Origin of the sequence: Lysinibacillus sp. FSL K6-4013, assembly GCF_038630435.1 — a bacterium.
Classification (GTDB): Bacteria; Bacillota; Bacilli; order Bacillales_A; family Planococcaceae; genus Lysinibacillus; species Lysinibacillus boronitolerans.
In genome coordinates this window covers 3374479-3400415 of sequence record NZ_CP152031.1, presented here as the reverse complement: position 1 = coordinate 3400415, position 25937 = coordinate 3374479, and the positions used below count along the sequence as shown (strand labels likewise).

28 protein-coding genes and 1 other annotated feature are annotated in these 25937 nt (G+C 38.4%); of the genes, 26 read left to right on the top strand and 2 right to left on the bottom strand.

The genetic code is table 11. The features are described 5' to 3' along the window. The first annotated feature begins 105 nt into the window (after positions 1–105). From MHB39_RS16805 to MHB39_RS16735, 15 genes are all read left to right on the top strand, one after another. Positions 106–522, top strand: a complete 417-nt coding sequence (locus tag MHB39_RS16805; RefSeq protein ID WP_342544634.1) for a DNA polymerase I — start codon at positions 106–108, stop codon at positions 520–522. Between the two features lie 288 nt (positions 523–810). Further along, positions 811–1164, top strand: a complete 354-nt coding sequence (locus MHB39_RS16800; protein ID WP_342544632.1) for a hypothetical protein — start codon at positions 811–813, stop codon at positions 1162–1164. Positions 1165–1166: 2 nt separating this feature from the next. Continuing rightward, the gene (locus MHB39_RS16795; RefSeq protein WP_342544631.1) at positions 1167–1373 is read left to right on the top strand and encodes a hypothetical protein; all 207 of its coding nucleotides are present in this window, start codon (positions 1167–1169) and stop codon (positions 1371–1373) included. 4 nt (positions 1374–1377) lie between these two features. Continuing rightward, positions 1378–4005 carry a DNA polymerase I gene (polA, locus tag MHB39_RS16790; protein ID WP_342544629.1) on the top strand — a complete coding sequence of 876 codons (2628 nt, stop codon included), beginning with the start codon at positions 1378–1380 and terminating at the stop codon, positions 4003–4005. Between the two features lie 12 nt (positions 4006–4017). Next, entirely contained in the window at positions 4018–4890 is an 873-nt protein-coding gene (gene mutM / locus MHB39_RS16785; protein ID WP_342544628.1) for a bifunctional DNA-formamidopyrimidine glycosylase/DNA-(apurinic or apyrimidinic site) lyase, read from the top strand. A 13-nt stretch (positions 4891–4903) separates the two neighbouring features. Next, positions 4904–5497: a dephospho-CoA kinase gene (coaE, locus tag MHB39_RS16780; RefSeq protein WP_036078324.1), complete on the top strand. Its 594-nt coding sequence runs from the start codon at positions 4904–4906 to the stop codon at positions 5495–5497. 206 nt (positions 5498–5703) lie between these two features. Further along, complete coding sequence (locus MHB39_RS16775) at positions 5704–6726, top strand: glyceraldehyde-3-phosphate dehydrogenase (protein ID WP_016993198.1); 1023 nt, start codon at positions 5704–5706, stop codon at positions 6724–6726. A gap of 186 nt (positions 6727–6912) precedes the next feature. Next, on the top strand, positions 6913–7383 hold the full coding sequence (gene nrdR, locus MHB39_RS16770; protein ID WP_004226277.1) for a transcriptional regulator NrdR: 471 nt from the start codon (positions 6913–6915) through the stop codon (positions 7381–7383). Between the two features lie 16 nt (positions 7384–7399). Then, complete coding sequence (locus MHB39_RS16765; RefSeq protein ID WP_036078322.1) at positions 7400–8764, top strand: DnaD domain protein; 1365 nt, start codon at positions 7400–7402, stop codon at positions 8762–8764. A 27-nt stretch (positions 8765–8791) separates the two neighbouring features. Continuing rightward, the gene (gene dnaI, locus MHB39_RS16760) at positions 8792–9721 is read left to right on the top strand and encodes a primosomal protein DnaI (protein ID WP_258859410.1); all 930 of its coding nucleotides are present in this window, start codon (positions 8792–8794) and stop codon (positions 9719–9721) included. A 554-nt stretch (positions 9722–10275) separates the two neighbouring features. Continuing rightward, on the top strand, positions 10276–12207 hold the full coding sequence (gene thrS / locus MHB39_RS16755) for a threonine--tRNA ligase (protein WP_319839472.1): 1932 nt from the start codon (positions 10276–10278) through the stop codon (positions 12205–12207). A 171-nt stretch (positions 12208–12378) separates the two neighbouring features. Next, positions 12379–12527 (top strand) — a sequence feature (ribosomal protein L20 leader region). A 95-nt stretch (positions 12528–12622) separates the two neighbouring features. Next, positions 12623–13126 (top strand): translation initiation factor IF-3, encoded by a 504-nt coding sequence (infC, locus tag MHB39_RS16750; RefSeq protein ID WP_016994853.1) that lies wholly within the window; start codon positions 12623–12625, stop codon positions 13124–13126. A gap of 31 nt (positions 13127–13157) precedes the next feature. Continuing rightward, positions 13158–13358, top strand: a complete 201-nt coding sequence (gene rpmI, locus MHB39_RS16745) for a 50S ribosomal protein L35 (protein WP_004226312.1) — start codon at positions 13158–13160, stop codon at positions 13356–13358. 57 nt (positions 13359–13415) lie between these two features. After that, the gene (gene rplT / locus MHB39_RS16740; protein WP_004226314.1) at positions 13416–13775 is read left to right on the top strand and encodes a 50S ribosomal protein L20; all 360 of its coding nucleotides are present in this window, start codon (positions 13416–13418) and stop codon (positions 13773–13775) included. 146 nt (positions 13776–13921) lie between these two features. Next, the gene (locus tag MHB39_RS16735; protein ID WP_342544621.1) at positions 13922–14185 is read left to right on the top strand and encodes a DUF1294 domain-containing protein; all 264 of its coding nucleotides are present in this window, start codon (positions 13922–13924) and stop codon (positions 14183–14185) included. Positions 14186–14208: 23 nt separating this feature from the next. Here MHB39_RS16735 and MHB39_RS16730 read toward each other — a convergent pair whose 3' ends face one another. Next, a complete protein-coding gene (locus MHB39_RS16730; protein ID WP_004226335.1) occupies positions 14209–14604 on the bottom strand; it encodes a hypothetical protein in 396 nt (131 codons plus the stop codon). Between the two features lie 105 nt (positions 14605–14709). Here MHB39_RS16730 and MHB39_RS16725 point away from each other — a divergent pair, with 105 nt between their 5' ends. The 11 genes from MHB39_RS16725 (at position 14710) to MHB39_RS16675 (ending at position 24466) form a co-directional block, all read left to right on the top strand. Further along, positions 14710–15195, top strand: coding sequence for a dUTP diphosphatase (locus MHB39_RS16725; RefSeq protein WP_016994856.1), 486 nt, complete (start codon positions 14710–14712; stop codon positions 15193–15195). 94 nt (positions 15196–15289) lie between these two features. Then, positions 15290–16378, top strand: a complete 1089-nt coding sequence (locus tag MHB39_RS16720) for a M42 family metallopeptidase (RefSeq protein WP_016994857.1) — start codon at positions 15290–15292, stop codon at positions 16376–16378. A 278-nt stretch (positions 16379–16656) separates the two neighbouring features. Further along, on the top strand, positions 16657–17622 hold the full coding sequence (argF, locus tag MHB39_RS16715; RefSeq protein WP_342544619.1) for an ornithine carbamoyltransferase: 966 nt from the start codon (positions 16657–16659) through the stop codon (positions 17620–17622). 298 nt (positions 17623–17920) lie between these two features. After that, positions 17921–18817, top strand: coding sequence for a LysR family transcriptional regulator (locus tag MHB39_RS16710; protein ID WP_342544617.1), 897 nt, complete (start codon positions 17921–17923; stop codon positions 18815–18817). A gap of 144 nt (positions 18818–18961) precedes the next feature. Further along, positions 18962–20290 (top strand): LLM class flavin-dependent oxidoreductase, encoded by a 1329-nt coding sequence (locus MHB39_RS16705; RefSeq protein ID WP_342544615.1) that lies wholly within the window; start codon positions 18962–18964, stop codon positions 20288–20290. A 45-nt stretch (positions 20291–20335) separates the two neighbouring features. Then, positions 20336–21349: an LLM class flavin-dependent oxidoreductase gene (locus tag MHB39_RS16700; protein WP_342544614.1), complete on the top strand. Its 1014-nt coding sequence runs from the start codon at positions 20336–20338 to the stop codon at positions 21347–21349. Between the two features lie 12 nt (positions 21350–21361). After that, the gene (locus MHB39_RS16695) at positions 21362–21640 is read left to right on the top strand and encodes a glutaredoxin family protein (RefSeq protein WP_004226351.1); all 279 of its coding nucleotides are present in this window, start codon (positions 21362–21364) and stop codon (positions 21638–21640) included. A gap of 18 nt (positions 21641–21658) precedes the next feature. Further along, entirely contained in the window at positions 21659–22483 is an 825-nt protein-coding gene (locus MHB39_RS16690; RefSeq protein WP_016994861.1) for a transporter substrate-binding domain-containing protein, read from the top strand. A 24-nt stretch (positions 22484–22507) separates the two neighbouring features. Next, positions 22508–23212, top strand: a complete 705-nt coding sequence (locus MHB39_RS16685; RefSeq protein ID WP_342544612.1) for an amino acid ABC transporter permease — start codon at positions 22508–22510, stop codon at positions 23210–23212. 12 nt (positions 23213–23224) lie between these two features. Continuing rightward, a complete protein-coding gene (locus MHB39_RS16680) occupies positions 23225–23938 on the top strand; it encodes an amino acid ABC transporter permease (RefSeq protein WP_342544611.1) in 714 nt (237 codons plus the stop codon). A gap of 15 nt (positions 23939–23953) precedes the next feature. Continuing rightward, entirely contained in the window at positions 23954–24466 is a 513-nt protein-coding gene (locus MHB39_RS16675) for a GNAT family N-acetyltransferase (RefSeq protein ID WP_258859380.1), read from the top strand. A gap of 46 nt (positions 24467–24512) precedes the next feature. Here the strand turns inward: MHB39_RS16675 and MHB39_RS16670 are convergent, their stop codons facing one another. Further along, a complete protein-coding gene (locus MHB39_RS16670; RefSeq protein WP_258859381.1) occupies positions 24513–25892 on the bottom strand; it encodes an FAD-linked oxidase C-terminal domain-containing protein in 1380 nt (459 codons plus the stop codon). Positions 25893–25937: the final 45 nt, after the last annotated feature.

The window sequence follows — 25937 nt, the reverse complement described above, 5'->3', positions numbered from 1 at the left end:
TATTATAGTATGAAAATAATAGAAATTTATAAGTTTGTATTCCCGAATCAACTATAATTTGATAGAATGATAATGTTTAAAAAAGAATAGTTGGGGGTAAGGGCTTTGAAATTACAAATTAGCAAATGGCTCCAAAATTTAGGGATTGCTTGTAGTATAGCTTCGATATTAACACTTTTCTACCGTCTATCCGATTTTTCGTGGGTGACGAAAAGTGTTTATCATATACCAGTATTTTTTGTTTGTATCTTTTTAATCAGTATCATTATTGCAGATGATGTAAGAAACCTTTTTAAGAAATTATTTTGGTATGAAAAAAGAAAGGTCAAGCGTCCTATTTGGCAAGTTGGAATTGGCTTAATCTTCTTTTTGGCACAAATTAGTACAGTAATGGTATTTAATCAAGAGCTAACACATCCACAATTAGGTGGCATGCCGTTATTCCTTGTATTTGCTTTTATGAATGCATTTATATTAACGGTCATATATGAAGAAGTTTTTTATCGTACTTCAAATCAATAACATCTATTAGGAACTTTCATTCACAGGGACCTTGTCCTCGAATGAAAGTTTTTGCTTTTTAGTAAGTGATGGAATACGTCTTATGCCTTGTTAACACGTAAATTATTAACATTTGTCAGTATTGCTCTTATTTAATCTGTAGTACAGTCAAGATATTGAGAATAGTCAATGACTAAACTTGATAAGCAGATATGCTACATACTATATTAAAAATCATATTTTTTAACCTTGTTTTAACCTTTAATATGTATGATAAGCAAAGATTCATTTTAATAGGAGGTAATCGGGATGAAGAAGGTAGTGTTTGGAAGTGCTTTAGCAGTTGGATTATTATTTAGCGGGGTAGGGCAATCCTCTGCTAATAGCCAAATTCAACCAATTGATATTCAAGGTATGGATTTAGAATCGGCATTACAGGCAGTTCAATCACAGCGAGCACAACTGTTAGAAAATCAACTGAAGGATCAGCTAGAGGTTGTTCAACAACGAAATCAACAGCTAGTTGATTTGAATACACAGCAAATGGATATGCTCCGTTTTCAAAGCATGAATAATAAACGGAATGAGGCTTTTGATGTAATGACTAATTTTGCGAAAAAAATGCAGGATAGTCGTTCATCTATTATAGGGAATATGCGTTAAGGATGTTGGAATATTTTAAACAAGTCAACCGCAGTGCGCGCGGTTGGCTTTTTTGTATGGATAGGAATGCTAAAGTGGCGGATAGAGCCTTAAAAGTGGTGGATAAACCATTAAAAGTAACGGATAACCTTGTGAATGGACGCCTGCTTTTTTTACTTGAAATGTATTGTTATGTTAAAGTAGAAGGAGAAGACAACGCAGGAGGATAAAATCATGACCAAGGAAAAATTACTATTATTGGACGGTAATAGTTTAGCGTATCGCGCGTTTTTTGCGTTGCCATTGCTAACGAATGATAGTGGCATTCATACTAATGCTGTATACGGCTTTACAACAATGCTACAAAGAATATTAGAGGAAGAACAGCCAACTAAAATATTGGTTGCTTTTGATGCTGGAAAAACAACTTTCCGCCATGAAACCTTTACAGAATATAAAGGAGGACGTCAAAAGACACCTCCAGAATTATCAGAGCAATTTCCTTATTTACGAAAGCTCATTGATGCGTATGGCATTAAGCAATATGAGCAGGAATTATATGAAGCCGATGATATTATTGGAACGCTTGCTAAAGAGGCTTCAACACAGGATATGGATGTCATCATCGTTTCTGGAGACCGTGATTTAACACAATTGGCGACAGAGCAAGTAACCGTTTATATAACGAAAAAAGGTATTACCGAAATAGAGAAAAATACACCAGCCTTTATTGCAGAAAAATATGGGTTAACGCCGCTCCAAATTATTGATATGAAAGGCTTGATGGGAGATTCCTCCGATAATATTCCTGGTGTACCAGGCGTCGGGGAAAAAACGGCTGTAAAATTATTAAAAGAGCATGGCTCTGTTGAAGCGCTTTATGAAGCGATGGATACATTGAAGGCTTCTAAAATGAAGGAAAAGCTAGTAGCTAATGAGGAGCAGGCCATCATGAGTAAGAAGCTGGCAACGATTTATACGGATGCTCCAATCACGATTTCACTGGATGATCTTGCGTATAATGGGCCAAAAGAAGATGAATTAATCAGTGTGTGGCGTGAGCTTGGCTTCAAATCGCTGCTTGATAAAAGTGACTTTATAGTGCATGAAGAAGAGCAGGCACCTTTCGACTATGACCTTGTTCAGGAAATTCAGCCTGAGGACTTACAAGATGTGATGGCTGTGCATGTAGAGCTTGAAAACGAGCACTATCATACTTGTCAGCAGCTGGGAATTGCCTTATCAGATGGCGTAAAGACGCAATATATTCCATTTGATAAAGCAGCAAAGTCAGATCCTCTCCGTCGTTGGCTAGAAGATGCCACAAAAATAAAATATATGTCCGATTCCAAGGCCGCTCAAGCATCATTGAAGCGAGCAGGGATTCAATTAGCTGGTGTTGACTTTGATTTGCTACTTGCTTCTTATATTAATAATCCAGCATTAAGTGGCGATGATATTGCCACACTTGCAAGGGAATTAGGCTACTATGATGTCCAAGCAGATGAGGCGGTTTATGGAAAAGGTGCCAAGCGTGCAATACCTGACTTAGATCAACTTGCACAGCATGTTAGTCGTAAAGCTTTTGCAGTATGGTCATTACAGCCGAAGCTGGAAGCATTATTAAAGGAAAATGAACAATTCGATCTTTATAAAAACCTAGAGCTACCATTGGCAGGAATTTTAGCTGAAATGGAAAGCGAAGGGATTACGGTTAACCGTGCTACGTTAGAGAAAATGGGGCAAGAGCTTAATGATAAGCTTGTGGTAATTGAGCAAGAAATTTATGCGGAAGCTGGAGAAACCTTTAATATTAATTCACCAAAACAATTAGGTGTAATTTTATTCGATAAGTTAGGGTTACCTGTAATTAAAAAGACTAAAACAGGCTATTCAACTGCTGCAGATGTCCTAGAAAAATTACAGTCAGAGCATGCTATCATTGAGCATATTCTGTTGTATCGTCAACTTGGAAAATTACAATCCACATATATTGAGGGCTTATTAAAGGAGATTCATGAATCAGATAGCAAAGTGCATACACGCTTCCAGCAAGCTTTAACTGCGACTGGGCGTCTAAGCTCAACAGATCCCAATTTGCAAAACATCCCGATCCGTTTAGAGGAGGGCCGCAAAATTCGTCAAGCCTTTGTACCCTCAAAAGAGGATTGGATCCTATTTTCTGCTGACTATTCGCAAATTGAATTACGAGTTCTTGCACATATGTCAGAAGATAAAAACCTTGTTGAGGCTTTCCGAGAAGGAATGGACGTTCATACACGTACAGCTATGGATGTATTCCATGTGTCGGAAGATGAGGTTGATAGTAATATGCGTCGTGCAGCGAAAGCTGTTAACTTTGGAATAGTCTACGGTATTAGTGATTATGGACTTTCACAAAACTTAGATATTACACGTAAGGAAGCGGCCAATTTTATTGAAAAATATTTCGCAAGTTTCCCTGGCGTAAAACAGTATATGGATGATATTGTACAAAATGCGAAATTTAATGGTTATGTGACAACGATATTAAATAGACGCCGTTATTTACCGGATATTACAAGCTCTAACTTTAATTTAAGAAGCTTTGCTGAGCGTACAGCAATGAATACGCCAATTCAGGGTAGTGCAGCGGATATCATTAAAAAGGCAATGATTGATATGGATGCTCGATTGAAAAAAGAAAAGATGCAGGCAAAACTGCTACTTCAAGTGCATGATGAGCTAATCTTTGAGGCACCAAAGGAAGAGATTGCCTTACTAGAAAAGATTGTACCAGAAGTCATGGAAAACGCTATTGAGCTTGCTGTACCGCTTAAAGTAGATTTTAACCATGGCTCAACTTGGTACGAGGCAAAATAAGGAGGGGTTCAAATGCCTGAATTACCAGAGGTAGAAGGTGTCGTCCAGGCATTGAAGCCAAAGGTTGAAGGACGTACCATTCATCAGGTACAGCTGTCTGAACGAGTACATTTCTCTTTTAGTGAGGGGAAACAATGTATTGTTAAACAAGCAGAGCCAGATACTTTTGAAAGTACTTTGTCCCAGATGACCATTACCAAAATTGAACGAAGAGCAAAATATATTTTCTTTCATTTGCTGAAGGATGATGCTCCATATGTTCTTGTCAGTCACTTAGGGATGACAGGTGCTTGGTTTGTTGTGAATTCACCCGAAGAAATTAATGAGGCGAAATTTCAAAAGCATATCCATGCGACATTTGAAATGGCAGATGGGGGATGCTTGATCTATTCAGATATTCGCCGTTTCGGTGAACTTCGTTTTCTGACAAAAATTGAAGATCATGCGCCATTGACCAAAATGGCACCAGAGCCATTTGATGAACGTGCATGTGATTTTTTTATAACAAAATCTAAGCTACCGAAATATGAAAATAAAGCTGTAAAAGAAGTAATTATGGATGGGCAAGTCATTTCGGGCTGTGGCAATATCTATGCAACGGAGGCATTGTTTGCTCAGAAAATTCACCCTGCACGCAAAATGAACCGCATTAGTGAAAAGCGGAAGCGGGCATTATTTGAGGAGATTGTTGCTGTCCTACGTCAAAGCATTGAAGCGGGAGGTTCGACTATTTCTGATTATCGGAATATTAATGGAGAAGCCGGGAGTATGCAGAATCGATTAAAAATGTATGGGAAAAAGGTTTGTCCAGCATGTGAAATGGCAACAAGTCAAATGACAATTGGAGGGCGTACCTCTGTCTTTTGCCCAAATTGTCAACATTAAAGGGGATTTAGCAATGATTATCGGACTTACAGGAAGTATTGCAAGTGGAAAAAGTACAGTAGCTAAAATGATGAGCGAACTGGGTTTACCGATTGTTGATGCAGATGTTGTAGCACGAGATGTCGTAGAACCTGGAACAGAGACATTAGCATTGATTGCTGAAAGCTTCGGACAAGCTATTTTGCTTGAGGATGGCAATTTGAATCGAACAATGCTGGGAGATATCATATTCCATGAGCCTGCCAAACGCAAAACGTTAAATGATATCATGCATCCAGCAATCAGAAAAGAAATGTTACGTCAGCGTGATGCCTATTTAGAAGCAGGACATGAGCATGTTGTGATGGACATCCCGTTGTTATTCGAAAGTAAGCTTCAACATTTTGTGGAACGTATCATTGTGGTATCGGTCAGTGAAGAAGTTCAGCTTCGACGTTTAATGGAACGAAATAATTTATCTAAAGAAGATGCATTGGCACGTATGCACTCTCAACTGCCGATGTCTGTCAAAGAAAAAGGAGCACATGCGGTCATTTATAATAATGAAAATATAGAAAGTACAGAAGAACAATTAAAAAAAATCCTACATTATTGGGATGTTATTTAATGAGTTCTTTTATGATGCGTAGCAAGCCGACCTTGCTGCGCATTTTTTTATGGTGAAACGCCATAATAAAGAATAATTTTTCAGAAAATAAGAACTTTTATATTCTCAATATATAATGTTCATCTTTTTTAAAATTGTGTTATACTAATCACCATAAAGTATATAATTAATTAATCTGAGTATGTACTCACAGGAGGATATTATAAATGACAGTATCAATTGCTATTAATGGTTTCGGGCGTATCGGACGTATGGTTTTCCGCCAGGCTATCGTACAACAAGATTTAAACATTGTTGCGATTAACGCAAGCTATCCTGCAGAAACGTTAGCACATTTGATTAAGTATGACACAAATCACGGAACTTTTGAAGGTACGGTAGAACCAGCAGGCGATGCTTTAGTTGTAAATGGTAAACGTGTTCAAATTATTAGTGAACGTGATCCATTAAAATTACCTTGGTCTACAATGGGTGTAGATATCGTGATTGAAGCTACAGGAAAATTTAATGAACGTGATAAAGCAGCCATGCACTTAGAAGCTGGCGCGAAAAAGGTAATCTTAACAGCACCAGGTAAAAACGAGGATGTAACAATTGTTTTAGGTGTAAATGATGACAAATTGGATATTGCTAAACATGATGTTATTTCAAATGCTTCTTGTACTACAAACTGCTTAGCGCCAGTAGCAAAAGTATTGAATGACACATTTGGTATTGAGAATGGCTTAATGACAACAGTTCATGCTTATACAAATGACCAAAAGAACTTAGACAATCCGCATAAAGATTTACGACGTGCACGCGGATGCGCCCAATCCATTATCCCAACATCTACAGGTGCAGCAAAAGCATTAAAATTAGTTTTACCTGAATTAGAAGGTAAAATTCATGGTATGGCTCTTCGTGTTCCAACACCAAACGTATCTTTAGTTGACCTTGTAGTAGATTTAAATACAGATGTAACAGTTGATGCTGTCAATGCTGCATTTGTAAAAGCAGCAACTGAAGGTCCAATGAAGGGTATTCTTAATTTCTCTGTAGAACCATTAGTATCTGCTGATTACAATACAACAACTTATTCTTCAACAGTTGATGGACTTTCTACAATGGTGTTAGGTAATCGCAAAGTAAAAGTACTTGCTTGGTATGATAACGAGTGGGGCTACTCTGCACGTGTTGTTGACCTTGTGAAAAAAGTGGCAAATGCTTTAGAAACAGTAAACGCATAATAATTTCTATAGAGAGCACATTGAAATCGAAAAGGTTTCAATGTGCTCTTTTTTGCAATAGCTTTCCTTATTCTTCAGGTGCTTTAGATTTATCATGAGCTCACAAACGTGAATGCACTTTTCTTACATGTAGGAAATTTGTTATAATAGATATATTAAATTGTTGTAAACCAGGAGAGTAATTATATGAGATGTCCATCTTGCCAATTTAACGGAACGCGTGTTGTGGATTCGAGGCCAGTAGATGATAATAAAGAAATTCGTAGACGTCGTGAATGTGAGTCATGTGGCTTCCGTTTTACAACGTTTGAAAAAATTGAAGAGACGCCATTAGTCGTTGTGAAAAAGGAAGGTTCACGAGAAGAGTTTAGCCGTGAGAAGGTACTTCGTGGGCTTATTCGTGCTTGTGAAAAACGTCCAGTGGCACTTGATGTGCTGGAGGAACTTGTTTTGTCCATTGAAAAAGATCTTCGTCGTATTGGAAATTCGGAAGTACGCTCAGAAGATGTTGGCGAAATGGTCATGGACCGCTTAGCCAAAATTGATGAGGTTGCCTATGTGCGTTTTGCGTCGGTCTACCGTCAGTTTAAAGATATCAATGTCTTTATTGAGGAAATAAAGGACATTATTCAACGTCAAACGGAGAAGAAATCATAGCAAAAAGAGAGGATGAATGACGTTGATTCATTTATATAAGGAATTGCAGCCTGGCGATCCTTTCGACATTCGTCTACCTCATGCATTTTCTACGCAAGAGCGTCAATTAGTTACATTATTTTATCAACCATTAACGGGATCAGAGCCAATTAGCCTCTATTTAACATTATGGGCAGAAGCAGAGCAAATGCCAAAGCAGCAAATGACACATTATTATTTAATGAATGTGCTAGGGCTACCAATTGGTAAAGTGTTTGAGGCTCGTATTGCATTAGAAGCTATTGGTTTGCTGCGTACATGGAAAAAAGAAAATGCTGGTGAGCGTAGTTTTTTATATGAGCTACAGCGCCCATTAGATGCAGATAGCTTTATGAAAGACCCGCTACTGTCGATGTTTTTGTTTAGTAAAATTGGAGAGCAGGCTTATCGCAACTTACGTCAGCGCTTTATGTCACCTGTAAAGGACACGGCGTTTAAGGATGTATCTCGTGCTTTTATTGATGTCTATAAGCCTGTTCATGCCAATATTCCATCAGATTTACAAGTGGATACGAGTCATAAGGATAAACAGCAAAAAGTATATCCTTTTTATTTGGAGCAATTCGATTTTGATTTATTGCAAGCTGGTTTGTCTGAGCAATTGGTACCTTCCAATTTGTTGACATTTGAAGTGCGTGAAGCTATAGCCAAATTGGCATTTTTATATCATTTAACAGCCCTTGATATGCAAAAAGTAGTAATACTTGCTTTAGATGATGATCTAGGAATTTCTCAGGAACGTTTACGAAAGGCTGCTGCTGATTTTTATAAATTAACCGTATCCAAGGAGCCGCCAAAACTTGCGCGTGTCACTGATCCTTTACCAGTAGCAGAAGCTGGACAAAAAACCAAGGATCAGGAGCTTCAACACTATTTAGAAACAACGGCACCTGTCCAAGTTTTAAGAGATATAAATAATGGTAAAGAACCATTACAAACCTCTGTCCAGCTTGCAGAAAATTTAATCGTTCAACATGGCATGCCAATTGGAGTGGTTAATGCATTGTTAGAATACGTTATGCTAACAACAGATATGAAGCTCCCTAAAAAATATGTGGAAACGATTGCTGATCATTGGGTACGTAAAAATGTCCAGACTGCTAAGGAAGCAATGGAACTTGCACGCCAAGAGCATGATAAATATACAGCTTGGAAAAACAAGCCGCAAACTCCCAATAAAACGAGTCAACAGTCAAAGGGACGTTCAAGATATCAACGTGAAGAAAAAGTGCCTGAATGGTTCTATAAACGAAATGAAAATCAAGAGGAATCTACCACTAGTACTATAGATTTTGAAAAAGAGCGACAAAAAATATTAGAGATGCTAGGAAAAAGCGAATAGTAAAGAAGGTGAGCAGTAATCGAACCTATAAATGGACCACTAAAGCGAGCAATTAATGTACCCTCGTTTCAAGAACGCTATGAAGCCATGCGACGTGAAATTTTAGAGCACCCACATGTGCAGGAATTTTTAGCACAGCATGCAGATGAATTAAACTATGACAATGTTGAGCGAAATTTACCTAAACTACATGAATTTATTAGTCAATCTACTGAGTGCTGTGGGTGTGATAATACAGAACATTGTACAAACTATTTAAAAGGGTTCCTCCCGACATTAAGGGTTGTTCGGAACTCTATTGAAATGGACTATGTGCGCTGTGAGCAAAAGATCAGGGAAGAAGAACGCCGAGATGTTGCGAATATGATTGCAAGTATGCATATGCCAAAAGATGTGCTACAAGCAACAATTCATGATTTAAGTATTGATGATGAATCACGTGTGGCGATTGCACAAAAAGCAGCTCAATTTGTTAAATTAACAAAAGAAACTGGTCAATTACCTGCAAAAGGTTTTTACCTATATGGTAAATTTGGTGTAGGGAAATCCTTTGTACTTGGTGCATTGGCCAATGAATTAGCATCTATTAAAATCCGCTCTGTAGTAGTTTTCGTTCCAGAGTTTTTACGAGAAATGAAAAATGCTATTGGCGATAATACATTGAATGAGAAAATTGATTATATTAAAAAAGCACCTGTCTTAATGCTAGATGATTTAGGCGCGGAGACGATGACTGCCTGGACACGTGATGAAATTTTGGGGACTATTTTCCATTATCGTATGGCAGAGCAATTGCCAACTTTTATTACGTCTAATTTTAACTATGAAGAATTAGAGCATCACTTAGCACAGTCACAAAAAGGTGATATTGAGGTTGTCAAAGCGGGACGAATTATGGAGCGAATTAAAGCCCTAACAGTGCCGATCGAAATGCGGGGTAAAAATCGTCGGATGTAACATTGATAGTTGCATTTTTCGACAATCGAGCGTATACTGACTCATATACTTAATATCAATATGCATTGATGAGGACATGAATTTTGTGTATCAGCTTTAAGAGAGGGAAGTCATCGGCTGAAAACTTCCTAGTATGGGCACATTATTTACTACCTACTGAGCAGCGAAAGGGATAATCTTTCGCCGGTCCCTAGCCCGTTAGCTAGCCTTGAGCTTCGTCTGACTTTATGTAAGTCGGAAGGAAGAAGGGTGGAACCACGAGCATACGCTTCGTCCCTTTTGTGAGGGACGGAGCTTTTTTTATTTTTCTCAGATTTCATTGAAATAGTGGTGGATCCGCTCATATAGGGAGATAAGTCGCTCGCGAAAGTGGTAAATTCGCTCATAGAGAGTAAGAAACCGCTCAGAAACATGAAGATGCCGCTCCGATTGAACAGAGAAATGCTTAAAAAAGCAATGACTCCGCTCAAACCAAGCCGTAGAGTCACACAAACATTGCTCCAGCCAATCATCAAGCATTATGTATTTATCAAAAACAAAGGAGTGCAAAGGATATGTCAGAAATGATTAAATTAACTTTCCCAGATGGCGCTGTAAAGGAATTTGCAAAAGGCACATCAACTGATGACGTAGCATTATCTATTAGCCCTGGCTTACGGAAAAAAGCGTATGCAGGTAAAATTAATGGTGTGTTAGTGGATTTAAAAACACCAATTGAAGAGGATGCAACAATTGCAATCATTACACAAGATGATGAGGCAGCACTTGAAATTTTACGTCACTCAACTGCCCATTTAACAGCGCAAGCTATTAAACGTCTATTCCCAGATGTAAAGCTTGGGATTGGTCCAGTAATTGAAGGTGGTTTCTACTATGATATCGACTCACCAACACCAATCACTGCTGAAGACCTACCAGCCATTGAAAAAGAAATGAAGAAAATTATTGCTGAAAACCTTGAGGTAGAACGCAAAAATGTAAGCCGTGCAGAAGCACAAGCCCTTTATGAAGAAGTTGGCGATGAGTATAAATTAGAATTACTTGAAGCCATTCCTGCAGATGAGCAAGTATCTATTTATTATCAAGGCGAGTTTTTTGATCTTTGCCGTGGTATCCACGTACCATCTACGGGTAAACTTCGTGAATTCAAGCTTTTATCATTAGCGGGTGCTTACTGGAGAGGGAACTCTGATAACAAAATGTTACAACGTATTTATGGTACAGCGTTCTTCAAAAAAGAGGAATTAAAACACCACCTTCAAATGCTAGAAGAAGCAAAAGAACGTGATCACCGTAAAATCGGAAAAGAATTAGAACTGTTTACAACTTCCCAAAAGGTTGGCCAAGGTTTACCACTTTGGTTACCAAATGGTGCAACAATTCGTCGTGTTATTGAACGTTATATTGTCGATAAAGAATTATCACTTGGCTATAAGCACGTTTATACACCAGTATTAGGTTCTAAAGAGCTTTATCAAACTTCTGGTCACTGGGATCATTATCAAGATTCAATTTTCCCACCAATGGAAATGGATAATGAAACATTAATTATGCGTCCAATGAACTGCCCTCACCATATGATGGTGTACAAAAACAGCATGCATTCATATCGTAACCTACCATTGCGTATTGCAGAGCTTGGCACTATGCACCGTTACGAAATGTCAGGGGCTGTTTCAGGCTTACAACGTGTTCGTGGGATGACATTAAATGATGCCCATATTTTTGTTCGCCCAGATCAAATTAAAGCGGAATTCCAAAAAGTAGTACAGTTAATTTTAGAGGTTTATAAAGATTTCGACCTTAATGATTACTCATTCCGTTTATCTTATCGCGACCCAGCAGATACTGAGAAATACTTCGATGATGATGCAATGTGGGAAAAAGCACAAAGTATGCTAAAAGAAGCAATGGATGAACTTGGCTTAGACTACTTTGAAGCGGAAGGTGAGGCTGCATTCTATGGTCCTAAACTTGACGTTCAAGTAAAAACAGCGATTGGTAAAGAAGAGACTTTATCTACAGTTCAATTAGATTTCTTATTACCAGAACGCTTCGACCTAACTTATGTTGGGGAAGATGGTAAGCCTCATCGTCCAGTTGTTATCCACCGTGGTGTTGTATCAACAATGGAACGTTTTGTTGCCTTCTTAATTGAAGAATACAAAGGAGCATTCCCAACTTGGTTAGCACCGGTACAAGTTGAAGTTATTCCAGTATCGAATGAAGCTCACTTCGACTATGCAAAGCAAATTGAAGAGCAACTTACAGCGGCTGGTTTACGTGTGGAAATGGATGATCGTGAAGAGAAATTAGGCTATAAAATCCGTGAGGCACAAATGAAAAAGATTCCTTATATGCTTGTTATCGGGGATAAAGAGGTTGAGGCAAATGGCGTAAATGTTCGACGTTATGGCTCGAAAGATTCCGAAACAATTAGCTTTGAGGATTTCCTAGCAGCTATAAAAACAGAAATTACAAAATAAGCTTTAACTAGAAACCCTCGCTTGCCAAAGTGAGGGTTTCTGTATAAAATAAATCTTGCATTTGTATAGAATAGCTTCATTTTGGTTATGTTAGCACTGATAAGAAAATAAATATTTGACAGCTTATCATATACATGCTAATATAATTAAGGTTAATGAATACAAAGTTTGTGGTTGAAGTAGAGGCTGCCCGCTTCTCACCTGATACAACGCTTTAAAGGCTGTGAACAGGTATGACACGTTGAATTGTTTTGCGTAGACTTGCGCATGCACATATAGCGGGCGGACATCTTCAAAAATGTCCGTCCTTTTTTTATGGACATGACGAGAGGATGTACCGTTCAACCGGGCAAGGCTTTGCCCAAACCATGTATTCGCGACAACTACTTGGAGGTGGATTACTATTAGCAAAGACATGTATGTAAACGAAGGCATTCGCGCACGTGAACTTCGATTAATCGATCACAATGGTGACCAGCTTGGTGTAAAGACACGTAATGAAGCGCTAGAAATCGCCGCTCGTGTAAACTTGGATCTTGTCCTTGTGGCCCCTCAAGCCAAGCCGCCAGTCGCTCGTATCATGGACTATGGTAAATTTAAGTTTGAACAGCAAAAGAAAGACCGTGAAATTCGTAAAAATCAAAAGGTCATCGTAATGAAAGAGGTTCGTTTGAGCCCAACAATCGATGAGCATGATTTCCAAACGAAGTTACGTAATGCGATTAAATTCCTTGAAAAAGGCGATAAAGTAAAATGTAGCCTACGTTTCAAAGGTCGTGCGATCACACACAAAGAGATTGGTCAACGTGTGTTAGATCGTTTTGCTGAAGCTTGTGCTGAAGTATCAACGGTAGAACAAAAACCGAAGATGGAAGGCCGAAGCATGTTCTTAGTTCTTCAACCAAAGAACGAGAAATAATATTAGACGAACAGTTTAGGAGGAATTCGACATGCCAAAAATGAAAACTCACCGTGGAGCTGCGAAACGTTTCAAAAAAACGGGTTCAGGTAAATTAAAATACGACCGTGCTTATGGAAGCCACTTATTCGCAAACAAATCTACGAAACAAAAACGTCACCTACGTAAAGCGAACATCGTATCATCTGGTGACTTCAAACGCATCAAATCTTTACTTGTTTACATGAAATAATTGACTACAAAAAAATACTAACATTCATTTTTTAATGAAAAGCAGGAGGTAATTCATATGCCACGCGTAAAAGGCGGAACAGTGACGCGCAAACGTCGTAAAAAAGTATTGAAATTAGCTAAAGGTTACTATGGTTCAAAACATACATTATACAAAGTTGCTAACCAAGCCGTAATGAAATCAGGTCAATATGCATACCGTGACCGTCGTCAGAAAAAACGTGATTTCCGTAAATTATGGATCACTCGTATCAACGCAGCTGCTCGTATGAACGGTCTTTCTTATAGCCGTTTAATGCACGGTTTAAAAGTTGCTGGTATTGAAGTTAACCGTAAAATGTTAGCTGACCTTGCAGTAACTGATGCTGCAGCATTCACTCAATTAGCAGACGCTGCTAAAAAAGCAGTAGCTAAATAATAGCTGACAACATTCACTATCATTTCTGCACCGAAAGCTTAGCGACAGGTGTGAAATATCATAAGTGCAATAAAAAGACTGATGGGTTTTTCCATCAGTCTTTTTTGTGTTAGATTAATAGTATCACGGTTTTAAAGGAGTAAGAAATGGGACAAGCATTATTAGCTTATATAAGCATTGTATCAATTGTATTGCTCATTTTAATGGGGATGGATAAATCACGAGCAAGGAATCATGAATGGCGTATAGCAGAGCGTACATTATTTACACTAGCCATAGCAGGAGGGGCAGCTGGGGGTGTATTGGGTATGTATTTATTCCGCCACAAAACACGTCATAATCGTTTTGCATTTGGTTTTCCCCTACTTGCAGCCATACAAATTTTTATCATTGTGCAGCTCTGGACATAAATGAGAATAATTAAAACACATCCTCATGATGGGGATGTGTTTCGCATAAGCTGTTCAATAGGCTGCTTCCAATTGATTTTAGCGCTTGGATAGTTCAATAATATTTCTTGCTGTAAATATTCAAAGTCGCTTTTGCTGAAGCCTTGTAATGTTGCAGCATCGCGCGCGCCGACGAAAATGGTTACAACCTCAAATGCATCCTCTGTTGTGCCTAGGTATTTTTCCCCTTCAAAAAGAGCACCCTTATAGGAAATAAAGAAATTTTTTCGGACATTTTTAACGTCATCATAGAAATAATACTGGCCTTTTTCATAGGCTTCATCAAGTTTGCGTTTAGGATCGGTTATATAACGAATCGCTTTGTAAAATACATAGATAATAAGCGCTATTACAGCAAGTCGAATTAGTAACGGCAACATGTTTAAATTTCCCCCTTGAAGAAAGGTTATTCTTTCCTATACGATTAGAAGGGTCAAATAGTTTCACTTTTTATAAAATATTTTTTAGAAATTTAGGAGAAAAAAATGAATTTACAACAATTGTTTACTATGCAAAAAGAGCTTGATGATTTTATCGAGCAAACACAAAATATTCAGCAAGATGTGTTTCAGGAAAAGGGCTTAGCCTTACTAGTGGAGCTAGCTGAGCTTGCTAATGAAACGCGTTGCTTTAAATTTTGGAGCACAAAGGGACCATCAGCACGTGAGGTCATTCTAGAAGAATATGTGGATTCGATTCATTTTATCTTATCTCTTGGCTTATTAAAGGGCTATACATCGATTGACATGTGGCCTTTTGTAGAAGAGATGAAGGATTTAACGGCTACTTTTTTAGAAACACAAAGTGTTATTTTAGCATTTATTCATCAACCTACAGAGGAGCGTTATTTAGCTATTTGGCAATACTATGGATTACTAGCGTATAATCTCGGTTTTACATTTGAGGATGTGGTTGGTGCTTATCTTGAAAAAAATCAAGAAAATTATCATCGGCAGCGATCAGGTTATTAAATTAAGAAATACACCAATTTTCAGACGATTAAGCTAGGAATATTTCGGTAAACGAAGTATAATAAAATAGATACAAGAAGTAGGAGGAAAAAGGATGACACAACTAGATCCAACATTACAAATGTTTAAAGATTTGACAGATGCGAATGGTATCGCAGGTAATGAACGTGCACCGCGTGAGGTCATGAAAAAATACATTGCACCATATGCAGACACTGTAGAAACAGATAACTTAGGTAGTGTCATTGCTAAAAAAGTTGGCGATGAAAACGGTCCTAAAATTGTCGTAGCAGGACATTTAGATGAAGTAGGCTTCATGGTTACACAAATTGATGACAAAGGCTTTATCAAATTCCAAACAGTAGGTGGCTGGTGGAGCCAAGTTATGCTTGCACAGCGAGTAACGATTACTACACGTAAGGGCGATGAAGTGATTGGGGTTATTGGTTCAAAGCCACCTCATATTTTACCTGCTGATGTACGTAATAAGGTAGTAGACATTAAAGATATGTTTATCGATATTGGTGCAGCTTCTAAAGATGAAGTACTTGAGTGGGGCGTACGTCCTGGCGATATGGTAACACCGTACTTTGAATTTAATGTAATGAAAAATGATAAGTATCTATTAGCTAAAGCGTGGGATAACCGTATCGGCTGTGCAATCGCGATTGATGTTATGAAAGCGTTACAAAATGAAAAGCACCCTAATATTCTTTATTCTGTAGGGAATGTACAAGAAGAAGTTGGACTTCGTGGTGCAAAAACGGCTACACATAAAATCCAACCAGATATTGGATTTGCAGTGGACGTAGGTGTAGCAGGAGATACTCCTGGAGTTACCGCAAAAGAATCAACAAGTAAGATGGGTGCAGGCCCTCAAATCGTTGTGTATGATGCATCGATGGTTTCACACCGTGGCTTACGTGAATTCGTACTAGATGTAGCAGATGAGCACAATATTCCATATCAATTTGAAGCGATGGCTGGCGGTGGTACAGATGCTGGCTCCATCCACGTAACAGCAAATGGCGTACCAGCACTATCTATCGGTATTGCAACACGCTACATCCATTCACATGCAGGTATCCTACATCGTGATGATTATGATAATGCTGTTAAATTAATGGTAGAAGTCATTAAAAAATTAGACCGTGATGCGGTCAATAAAATTACTTTTGATTAAGTAGAAGAAATGGACTTGCCCTCTAACAAATTTGTTAGGGGGCTTTTCGTTGTTTTCAGTATTAAAATTTCTTCCTCTAATACTAATGGTGACAATACTATCCCTAAATAGCGGGTATTCTAAAATGGTCATTTATGCATAAATATTCGTTTCGACGAATTTTTGTCACATTTTATAACAAACGAATAATAATTAAGATTAATTATAAAAATTCAGTTGATTTTATATTTATGCATGTTATACTAATTTCAACAGCAACGATATAAGGAGCGAAGGCTATGAAATTACTCGAAGAAGTACAGTTAAAGTTAGTGTCTAGTTTAAAAGGAAAAGATCTACTAACTTTGCTAGACTATACAAGTCAAGAGGTTCAAGATCTTATAGAATTAGCAACACAGCTTAAAATGATTACAAAAGAGGGGAAATGTCCAAGATTACTAGAAGGTAAAACGCTTGGTATGATTTTTGAGAAACATTCAACTCGTACACGTATTTCATTTGAAGTTGGTATGAATCAATTAGGTGGAAAAGGCATGTTTATGCATGCTCGCGATTTACAAATTGGTCGTGGCGAATCGATTTATGATACAGCCCATGTATTATCGGGCTATTTAGATGGTATTATGATTCGTGCAAACTCTCATGAGATGGTGAAGGAGCTTGCAGAGCATGCAGTAATTCCTGTCATCAATGGATTAACGGATATTTATCATCCTTGCCAGGCATTAGCTGATTTAGAGACGATTGCAGAAAATAAAGGCATGTTAAAAGGGCTTAAAATTGCCTATGTAGGAGATGGCAACAATGTAGCACACTCACTCGTAGTAGCTTCAGCACACGTTGGCATGAATGTAGCCGTTGCGACTCCTGTAGGTTATGAATGTGATGGGGAAGTCATCGCTAAAGCACAGGCGATTGCAGCAGCAAATGGCAGTACGATTATGATCACAAATGATCCTGTTGAAGCCGTATTAAATGCAGATGTTGTCTATGCAGACGTTTGGACATCTATGGGTCAAGAGGAAGAGGCAGCAAAACGCATACAAGACTTTGCTGGCTATCAAATTAATGATGAGCTAGTAGCCTATGCAAAACCAAATTATATGTTCTTGCATTGCTTACCAGCACATCGTGAGGAAGAGGTTGCGACTTCTGTTATTGACGGACCTAATTCTTACATCTTTGAGCAAGCCGAAAATAGATTGCATGCACAAAAGGCAGTATTAGCATCGATTTTAGCTTAAATTTAGACATATGCTTTCTCAAGTTGAGAAGTACGATAGATAGAGTTTACATGGACAACAGAGGGTGTTCATGTGAATAACATACAAGTGGTAGGCAGACAGAGGGATGTTCACCACGTGCGATGTTTGTTGTCAAGATGGATGGCTACATCGCTACATAGCAAAGTAACCTGGGAGACGCTGGGTTGCTTTTTTTCTTTGTCAAAAAATATAAAACATAGTTTTCTTATAAGTTATAGAGAATATAAGGAATTATTTATATAATAGGTTAAATAAGTAATGAAGGGGTGAACTCCTCGTGAATATAGACCATATCGAGGCATTTTTATATGTTGTCCATTACAAAAGTATCCATAAAGCAGCCAATGCATTATTTCTTTCACAGCCAACTGTAACTGCACGTATTAAGTCATTAGAACGAGAACTAGGTGTTGAGTTATTTTACCGAGATGGAAGAAGTGTGAGCGTATCAGAGAAAGGGAAAGATTTTTTACCATTTGCTACGCAAATTGTGCAAACATTTCAGCAAGGAAAGAAGCAATTAGAAGAAACGCAGGAGACTGATGAGGTATGTATTGGTGCAAACGGTGTAACAGCTCAGTATTTCTTAGCCTATGCATTGCCTAAATGGAAAGAGCAATTCCCTTATTTGCGTTTTCAATTATTTACAGGTTCCACAGCAAACATTTTAGAAAAGCTACAAAGCCACCAAATTCATCTAGGCTTTATTCAATATGTACATGGGGATGACATTGAGAACGAGCTTTTATTGAACAATACAGTAAAACTTGTTAAACATCGTGATCACCCTTTACAACTACATGAACTCATTCAAGCAAAAGAATTAGCTCAACAGAAAATGGTGTTTTTTGAATGTGGAGCGTTTGATTGGAATTATGTGCATAAAATGTTCGAGGTAGAGGGAGTAGCAGCCAATATTGAAGTACGAACAGATCATTTAGAAGTTGCCAAAGAATTTATCCGGACAAAAGACTATCTAAGCTTTTTACCACAGCTTTGTGTCAAAAAGGAACTGGAAAGCGGTGAATTTGTGGAGATAGACGTCAAGCATTTGCTGGATATGAATCAACATATATTTTTAACCTATAAAGAGAAAGAGACGTTGCCATCAGCCTTTTGGCAGACAATTTGTGAAACAGCTAAGCATTTTGAAGGCATGGGAGACACGTATTGATAAAATATTTTATCACCACATAAAATTTTTTCTATTACTGTACCTATTGCATATCAGCTAAAGGAACGGTAAGATCATTCTCAATCCAATAAAACATACTTAACCACTATGTTTAGTAAAATAAAAAATTGAGGAGGAATTGACATGGCTAGACAGGATAAAATTCGATTTGGAGCAATTATTCATGGGGTAGGAGGAAATATTTCTGGTTGGCGTCATCCAAAGGTGGCGAGCAATCAAAGTGTAAGTTTGCCTTTCTATATTCAACAGGCTCAGAAAGCAGAGCAGGGGAAATTTGATGTAGCATTTATTGCGGATGGTTTATTTATTAACGAAAAATCCATTCCTCATTTTTTAAATCGATTTGAACCGATTACAATCTTATCGGCTTTAGCAGTAGCGACGAAAAACATTGGGTTAGTTGGAACAGTGTCAACCTCCTATAGCGAACCATTTACAGTAGCAAGACAATTCGCTTCATTAGATCATATTAGTGCTGGCCGTGCTGGATGGAATGTTGTAACGACACCATTAGAAAGTACTGCTTTGAACTATAACAAAACAATTGACGAACATCCTAGCCATGCAGAGCGCTATCAAATTGCGGAAGAATACTTAGAGGTTGTCAAAGGCTTATGGGACTCGTGGGATGATGATGCGTTTATTGCAGATGTCAACAAAGATCAATTTTTTGATCCAGAAAAATTACACACATTACATCATAAAGGGCGATATTTTTCAGTCCAAGGACCACTCAATATTGGTCGAACAAAGCAAGGTCAGCCCGTTATTTTCCAGGCTGGGTCGTCTGATGCAGGCATTCGATTAGCCGCAAAAGATGCAGATGCCATTTTCACACATGGGGCATCTATTGAAGAGGCACGGAAATTTTACTCAAGAGTAAAAAAAGAGGTGGCAGCATTTGGACGAAATCCCGAAGAAGTAAAGATTTTTCCAGGTATATCACCAATTATTGGCGATACGGTGGAGGAAGCAGAGGCGAAATATCAAGAAATTGTTGAGTTAGTTTCCATAGACCGTGCTCTTGCTTATCTTGGGCGTTACTTTGACCATCATGATTTTACTCAATACGATGTGGATGCACCGTTCCCTGAGCTAGGAGATATTGGAGCCAATAGCTTTAGAAGCACAACCGATTATATTAAACGATATGCTAAGCAGGAGGGTCTGACATTACGTCAAGTCGCTTTACGCGAGGCGACACCAAAAACAGCCTTTTTTGGGACAGCTGAGCAAGTAGCAGATCTTGTACAAGAATGGTTTGAAAAGGAAGCGGCAGATGGCTTTATTATTGGTGTAACAGTTCCTGGTGCTCTCGAAGATTTTGTTGATAAAGTAGTGCCAATTTTGCAAGCAAGGGGGCTTTATCGTAAAGACTATGAGGCGGATACTTTACGCGGGAATTTAGGTTTACCATTCAAGGAAAGTCGCTATGTTAAACAGTCTGTCTAAAAACCTAGTAAATTTATTTGAATAAAAGAAATTAGGAGGGGTTGTATGAGTTATACATTAGGCATATTAGATCAAAGTCCTATTATTGAAGGAGCAAGCAATGAACAAACATTACAAAAAACGGTGGCCTTAGCACAACGAGCTGAGCAGTTAGGCTATTCACGTTTTTGGGTTTCGGAGCATCATGATACAAAGTCATTAGCAGGCTCTTCTCCAGAAGTATTAGTTTCTTATTTACTTGCCAAAACCAAATCCATTCAAATTGGATCAGGAGGGGTTATGCTACAGCATTATAGCTCCTATAAAGTTGCAGAAAATTTCCACGTACTAGCCTCATTGGAGCCAGGACGTGTAGAATTGGGCATCGGTAAAGCCCCTGGCGGCTTACCACTTTCAACAAAGGCTCTACAATATGGCACACTCAATCAGGGGGAAGATTTTGAAGAGAGACTAACATTCTTACAGCAATTGATCGAGCAAACCATACCAAAAGAGCACGAACTCTATGGCATACAAGCAACACCGATACCGCAGACAAAGCCAGCTTTATTTTTACTAGGTGCAAGCCCAGAAAGTGCTGCTCTTGCAGGGAAACTTGGCATTGCCTTTGTCTTTGCTCGATTTATTAATAGCGACAATAAGGTTTTGGCACAAGCGGCTTCAACCTATCGTAGCCATCATCCAAACGGTACTTTTGCACTTTCCATTGCCGCGCTTGCTGCTCCAAGCAAAGAGGAAGCGAAAGAGCTAATTGGAGATCAAAAAATCACAAAGGTCCATTTAGCAAGTGGGAGAAGCTTGACATTACAATCAGTAGAGCTAGCAGAAAAATTTGGTCAGGAATCTGGAGAGGAATACACGGTGGAGCAGTATGAGGCTGATATTTTATACGGTACAGCAGAAGACATTAGAGCCAATTTAGATGATTACCATGTACGATTCCAAATTAATGAATTTATTTTGCATACGCCCATCTTGAAGGAATTTGAACGTCAACGTTCGTTTGAGCTTTTAAGTCCTGTCCATTTGCAGTTACAGCACAAGGTGAAGGTAATCTAAGGAGGTCATGATATGACAAAAAGTTTAGATATAATCATTTGGTCGAAGCAAGGTTGTAGTTATTGCGAGGAAATAAAAGCATATCTACAAGAACGACATATTTCCTACAAAACAGTTGATGTCACGTCTAATGATAATTTTAGAGACATCCTTGATATAAAGTATGGTGTTCGACATGTACCCGTTGTAGAAATTGGTTCAAGTGAAACAGGTATCTATAGAGCCGTAACAGCAATTGGTTTAGAGCATCTACAGAAGGCACTTGCTGTGAATCTACCCTCATATGCATAACAGAAGGAGAGGAATTTTATGAAAAAAATATCATTTTATTTGCTACTTGTGCTAGCAGCACTATTAACAGCATGTGCAAACTCAGAAAAAACAGTTGGTGACGCAAGTGCTCAAAAAACAGCACAGAGCGGCAAGGATGTTCAAAAAATTATTGTTGGTACAGGAACACAGTTTCCAAACATCTGTTTTTTAGATGACAAGGGAAATTTAACTGGTTATGATGTGGAGCTTGTTCGTGCAATTGATGAGAAGCTACCAGAGTATGAGTTTGAATTTAAGACAATGGAATTCTCCAATTTATTACTAAGTTTAGAAACAAGAAAAATAGATTTTATTGCCCATCAAATGGAAGTTAATAGTGAGCGTGAAGAGAAGTTTTTATTTAATAAAGAGCCGTATAATGTTTTCCCATTAAAGGTGACAGTCAACGAGAAAAATAATGCAATTCAATCCATTGAGGATTTAAAAGGGAAAAATGTGAGTGTCTCGCCAACAAGTAACTCAGCTGTCTTTATTGAAAAATATAATAAAGAGCACAATTTAGGAGCAAATATCGTTTATTCTTCTGGCTCAGTTGATGTTAACAATCAACTTGCAACGGGACGAATTGATGCCATTATTACCACACCGTTTGCTGTAAGATACTATAACGAAAGCAATGAGGCACAGCAAAAGGTTGTAGGTGATGCATTATTAAATTCAAAGGTCTATTTTCTACTCAATAAAGATGAAGTGAAGTTACAGCAGCGCTTAGATGAAGCCATCGTTGAATTAAAGAATGAGGGGATAGTGAGTGAGCTTAGTAAAAAGTGGTTGGGTGATGATTATACAGTAGACTTCTAATGAACAGGAAAGGAAGATGGCAGTATGGAAAATAACTTTGATGTCGTGCTAATTGCGAAGGTCATTCCAACATTGCTTCAGTATTTACCCATAACTTTCGAGATTCTAGTATTCTCCATACTTTTTGGTATGATGCTTGGGATTGTGCTAGCCATACCAAAGCTACTTCACATACCGATATTGAAGCAAATTATTACAATCTATATATCCTTTATTCGTGGCACACCCATCTTAGTGCAGTTGTTCTTAGTATTTTACGGTATACCCGCATTGTTAAAGCTCATTCATATTGATGTGACACGAATGGATGCGATGTATTTTGTTATTATTACGTACACATTCAGCAATGCGGCAGCCTTTGCCGAAATATTTCGTGCAGCCATTTTAACCGTTGATCGAGGTCAAATGGAGGCGGCCTATTCAGTAGGCTTAAAAGGATCACAGGCTTTTATGCGAATTGTTTTTCCCCAGGCAATACGTGTTGCTTTTCCAAATATAGCGAATACAATGATTAGTTCATTAAAAGATACATCGTTAGCATTCTCCGTCGGTGTAATGGATATGGTGGGGCGGGGAGAAACCTTGATTGCTTCTACAACACGAGCGTTTGAAATCTATGTAGCTTTGTCAATTGTTTACTATGTCATCGTGATTATCCTTGAAAAAGTATTTAAATTTAATGAACGCTATTTTAATCGCTATATGCCAAAGGAGCTTGCTTCACAATAGGGGGAATATGCCATGACCATTGATATCGCTTTTATAGTAGAAGCATTACGAGAAATTAGTAAAGTAATACCGTTAACCTTATTCATGACCATGACACCTATTTTATTAGGGATTGCTATTGGCATCATTGTAGCTTTCGTGCGCATTCAACAGATAAAAATAGTCTCATCTGTACTTAATTTTTATGTTTCATTTTTCAGAGGAACACCTGTCATTATGCATATCATGCTCGTTTATTTTGGCTTGCCAATGCTAGTTGATAGTGTAGCTAATTTGCTTTATTTAAAGATACAATCAAATTCTATTCCTATTTTATTTTTTGTCATACTAGCCTTAACACTTAGTGCAGGGGCTTATGCCTCAGAAATTATTCGTTCAGGGATATTAGCTGTACCTAAAGGACAATTAGAAGCAGCATATGCGATTGGATTAACATTTCCTCAAGCGATGCGACGTTATATTTTACCACAAGCATTTGGGCAATCTATTCCCAACTTGACGAATGTCTTTATCGGTTTTTTACATGCCACATCATTAGCATTTTTCCTATCCATTAAAGAATTGACGGGTGTAGCAAATATTATTGCTTCCATGAACTTAAAGTTTTTAGAGTCATTTATTGCTGTTGGTATTATTTATTGGGGAATTTCAATCATAGTAGAATGGGTTTCACACCGTATTGAAAAAAGAGTAACAGCCTATAGTAAGGGCGGTTTTTCATCATAGAAAGGGGAAATTAGAATGACAGTAGCGGACATTGTGATTGAACATTTACAAGAGGAAGATTATGCAAGCTATCTTAAAGTTTTAGTTGAGAGCTATGCGCAATATGAAAAGGACTATAAGGACCCAGAGCACTGGCAATCATATTTAAGTGATATCCGTGCTTCGGTTGGTAATCCGAATGCAGAAACAATTCTGATTGCAAAACGCGGTGATGACATATTAGGTGGATTACAACTATTTACTGATGCAGGGAAAGCGTATGGCTTGCCAGAGCTCAATATTCAATCGACGATTGTGCGCTTATTAGGTGTGCATCCAAAAGGAAGAGGGCAAGGGGTTGCTAAGAAATTATTGCATGAAAGTTTTGCCTTTGCTAGAAAGAGACAGGATCAGGCACTTTATTTACATTCAGGTGATATGATGCAGGCTGCCATTAATCTTTACTTATCATTAGGTTTTGTGCGAGATGAGTCGAAGGAATTTTACAAGGGAGATATTTTAGTCAAGAGCTTCCGTTATGATTTATAATGATAAACCCGCTGATGCTCTAGTCAATCAGCGGGTTTAATGTTAATTATAGAGTGAAAATCTTTCCTGGATTCATAATGTTAAGTGGATCAAGTGCTGCTTTTATGCTTTTCATGACGACTAAAGAGCTACCGTGCTCAGTGGCTTGGTATTTCATTTTGCCAATGCCAACACCATGCTCGCCCGTACATGTGCCACCTCGAAGTAATGCATATTGCACGATTTGTTCATTGAAGCGATCCGCTTTTGCCTGCTCCTCGGTGTCATTTGGATTTAACATTAAAAGTGCATGGAAATTTCCATCGCCCACGTGGCCAACAAGCCCACCTGCGAGTCCAACATGATCAAGCTGTTCTCGTGCATATAAAATGGTTTCGGCAAGTACAGAGATTGGTACACAGACATCCGTTGACATGAGCTTCTTACCAGGATAAGCATGAATATATGCATAGGCTAAAGAATGTCGTGCTTCCCAGAGCTTATTACGAGCAGCATTATCATGTTCGAATTCGACGGATAGACAGCTGTAGTCCTCAAAAATTTCTGTAGCAAATGCGATGTCCGCATGCATACCCGCTTCGTTTCCGTGGAATTCTAAAAACAATGTTGGTTTTTCGCTAAAGGATGTATCGTTATAGACATTAGCTTGCTTCATAGAGGATTCATCGATCAATTCCACTCGACCAATTGAAATACCAGCCTGTAATAAGGCTGTAACAGCACTAACAGCATCTCCAACTGTGTCAAAAACAGCTCGCCCCGCTGTCACAAATTCGGGTATACCATATACTTTTAACGTTAACTCCGTAAAGCAGCCAAGTGTTCCTTCTGAGCCGACAAATAGACCATTTAAATGATAACCAGAAGAGGATTTCGCGGCTAAATTACCTGTATGGATGACAGAGCCATCTGCTAGGACAACCTCTAAATCACGAACCTGATCACGCATAACACCGTAACGCACAGCAGTCGTACCACTAGCATTCGTCGCAGCCATCCCACCTAGTGTTGCATCTGCACCTGGATCTACTGTGAATTGTAGTCCGTGTTTTTTTAACTCCTTATTCAGTTGAGAGCGTGTGACGCCAGGCTGAACTTTTACAAGAAGATCGTCAGGGCGAACTTCTAAAATCGTATTCATTTCAGAGAAATCGATAGAAATACCATGTGCAATGGGTATCGCGTTTCCTTCTAGGCTGGAGCCAACACCGAATGGTACAACTGGTACACGTTGTGCATGTGCAATTTTTAAGATGGCACTGACATCAGCTGTGGAACGGGGAAAGACTACGATATCAGGTAAGCTCATCATATGATGAGATTCATCCTTACCGTGTAGCTGTCGTACCGTTTCGTTTGTTGACACTTGTTCTTCTAATAAAACCTGTTTGAGTTGATTGACAAGTAATTCTACTGCAACAGTCATTCCAATCCCTCCAAATTTTCTGATAAATAAAACTTTATCACGCAT

Coding starts and splice junctions, on each gene's coding strand:
- rpmI (WP_004226312.1), top strand. CDS start 13,158: ATGCCAAAAATGAAAACTCACCGTGGAGCTGCGAAACGTTTCAAAAAA.
- mutM (WP_342544628.1), top strand. CDS start 4,018: ATGCCTGAATTACCAGAGGTAGAAGGTGTCGTCCAGGCATTGAAGCCA.
- polA (WP_342544629.1), top strand. CDS start 1,378: ATGACCAAGGAAAAATTACTATTATTGGACGGTAATAGTTTAGCGTAT.
- MHB39_RS16800 (WP_342544632.1), top strand. CDS start 811: ATGAAGAAGGTAGTGTTTGGAAGTGCTTTAGCAGTTGGATTATTATTT.
- MHB39_RS16670 (WP_258859381.1), bottom strand. CDS start 25,892: ATGACTGTTGCAGTAGAATTACTTGTCAATCAACTCAAACAGGTTTTA.
- MHB39_RS16725 (WP_016994856.1), top strand. CDS start 14,710: ATGAATTTACAACAATTGTTTACTATGCAAAAAGAGCTTGATGATTTT.
- MHB39_RS16705 (WP_342544615.1), top strand. CDS start 18,962: ATGGCTAGACAGGATAAAATTCGATTTGGAGCAATTATTCATGGGGTA.
- MHB39_RS16675 (WP_258859380.1), top strand. CDS start 23,954: ATGACAGTAGCGGACATTGTGATTGAACATTTACAAGAGGAAGATTAT.
- nrdR (WP_004226277.1), top strand. CDS start 6,913: ATGAGATGTCCATCTTGCCAATTTAACGGAACGCGTGTTGTGGATTCG.
- argF (WP_342544619.1), top strand. CDS start 16,657: ATGAAATTACTCGAAGAAGTACAGTTAAAGTTAGTGTCTAGTTTAAAA.
- MHB39_RS16685 (WP_342544612.1), top strand. CDS start 22,508: ATGGAAAATAACTTTGATGTCGTGCTAATTGCGAAGGTCATTCCAACA.
- rplT (WP_004226314.1), top strand. CDS start 13,416: ATGCCACGCGTAAAAGGCGGAACAGTGACGCGCAAACGTCGTAAAAAA.
- MHB39_RS16720 (WP_016994857.1), top strand. CDS start 15,290: ATGACACAACTAGATCCAACATTACAAATGTTTAAAGATTTGACAGAT.
- thrS (WP_319839472.1), top strand. CDS start 10,276: ATGTCAGAAATGATTAAATTAACTTTCCCAGATGGCGCTGTAAAGGAA.
- coaE (WP_036078324.1), top strand. CDS start 4,904: ATGATTATCGGACTTACAGGAAGTATTGCAAGTGGAAAAAGTACAGTA.
- MHB39_RS16795 (WP_342544631.1), top strand. CDS start 1,167: ATGTTGGAATATTTTAAACAAGTCAACCGCAGTGCGCGCGGTTGGCTT.
- MHB39_RS16680 (WP_342544611.1), top strand. CDS start 23,225: ATGACCATTGATATCGCTTTTATAGTAGAAGCATTACGAGAAATTAGT.
- MHB39_RS16700 (WP_342544614.1), top strand. CDS start 20,336: ATGAGTTATACATTAGGCATATTAGATCAAAGTCCTATTATTGAAGGA.
- MHB39_RS16775 (WP_016993198.1), top strand. CDS start 5,704: ATGACAGTATCAATTGCTATTAATGGTTTCGGGCGTATCGGACGTATG.
- MHB39_RS16695 (WP_004226351.1), top strand. CDS start 21,362: ATGACAAAAAGTTTAGATATAATCATTTGGTCGAAGCAAGGTTGTAGT.
- infC (WP_016994853.1), top strand. CDS start 12,623: ATGTATGTAAACGAAGGCATTCGCGCACGTGAACTTCGATTAATCGAT.
- MHB39_RS16690 (WP_016994861.1), top strand. CDS start 21,659: ATGAAAAAAATATCATTTTATTTGCTACTTGTGCTAGCAGCACTATTA.
- MHB39_RS16765 (WP_036078322.1), top strand. CDS start 7,400: ATGACGTTGATTCATTTATATAAGGAATTGCAGCCTGGCGATCCTTTC.
- MHB39_RS16730 (WP_004226335.1), bottom strand. CDS start 14,604: ATGTTGCCGTTACTAATTCGACTTGCTGTAATAGCGCTTATTATCTAT.
- MHB39_RS16735 (WP_342544621.1), top strand. CDS start 13,922: ATGGGACAAGCATTATTAGCTTATATAAGCATTGTATCAATTGTATTG.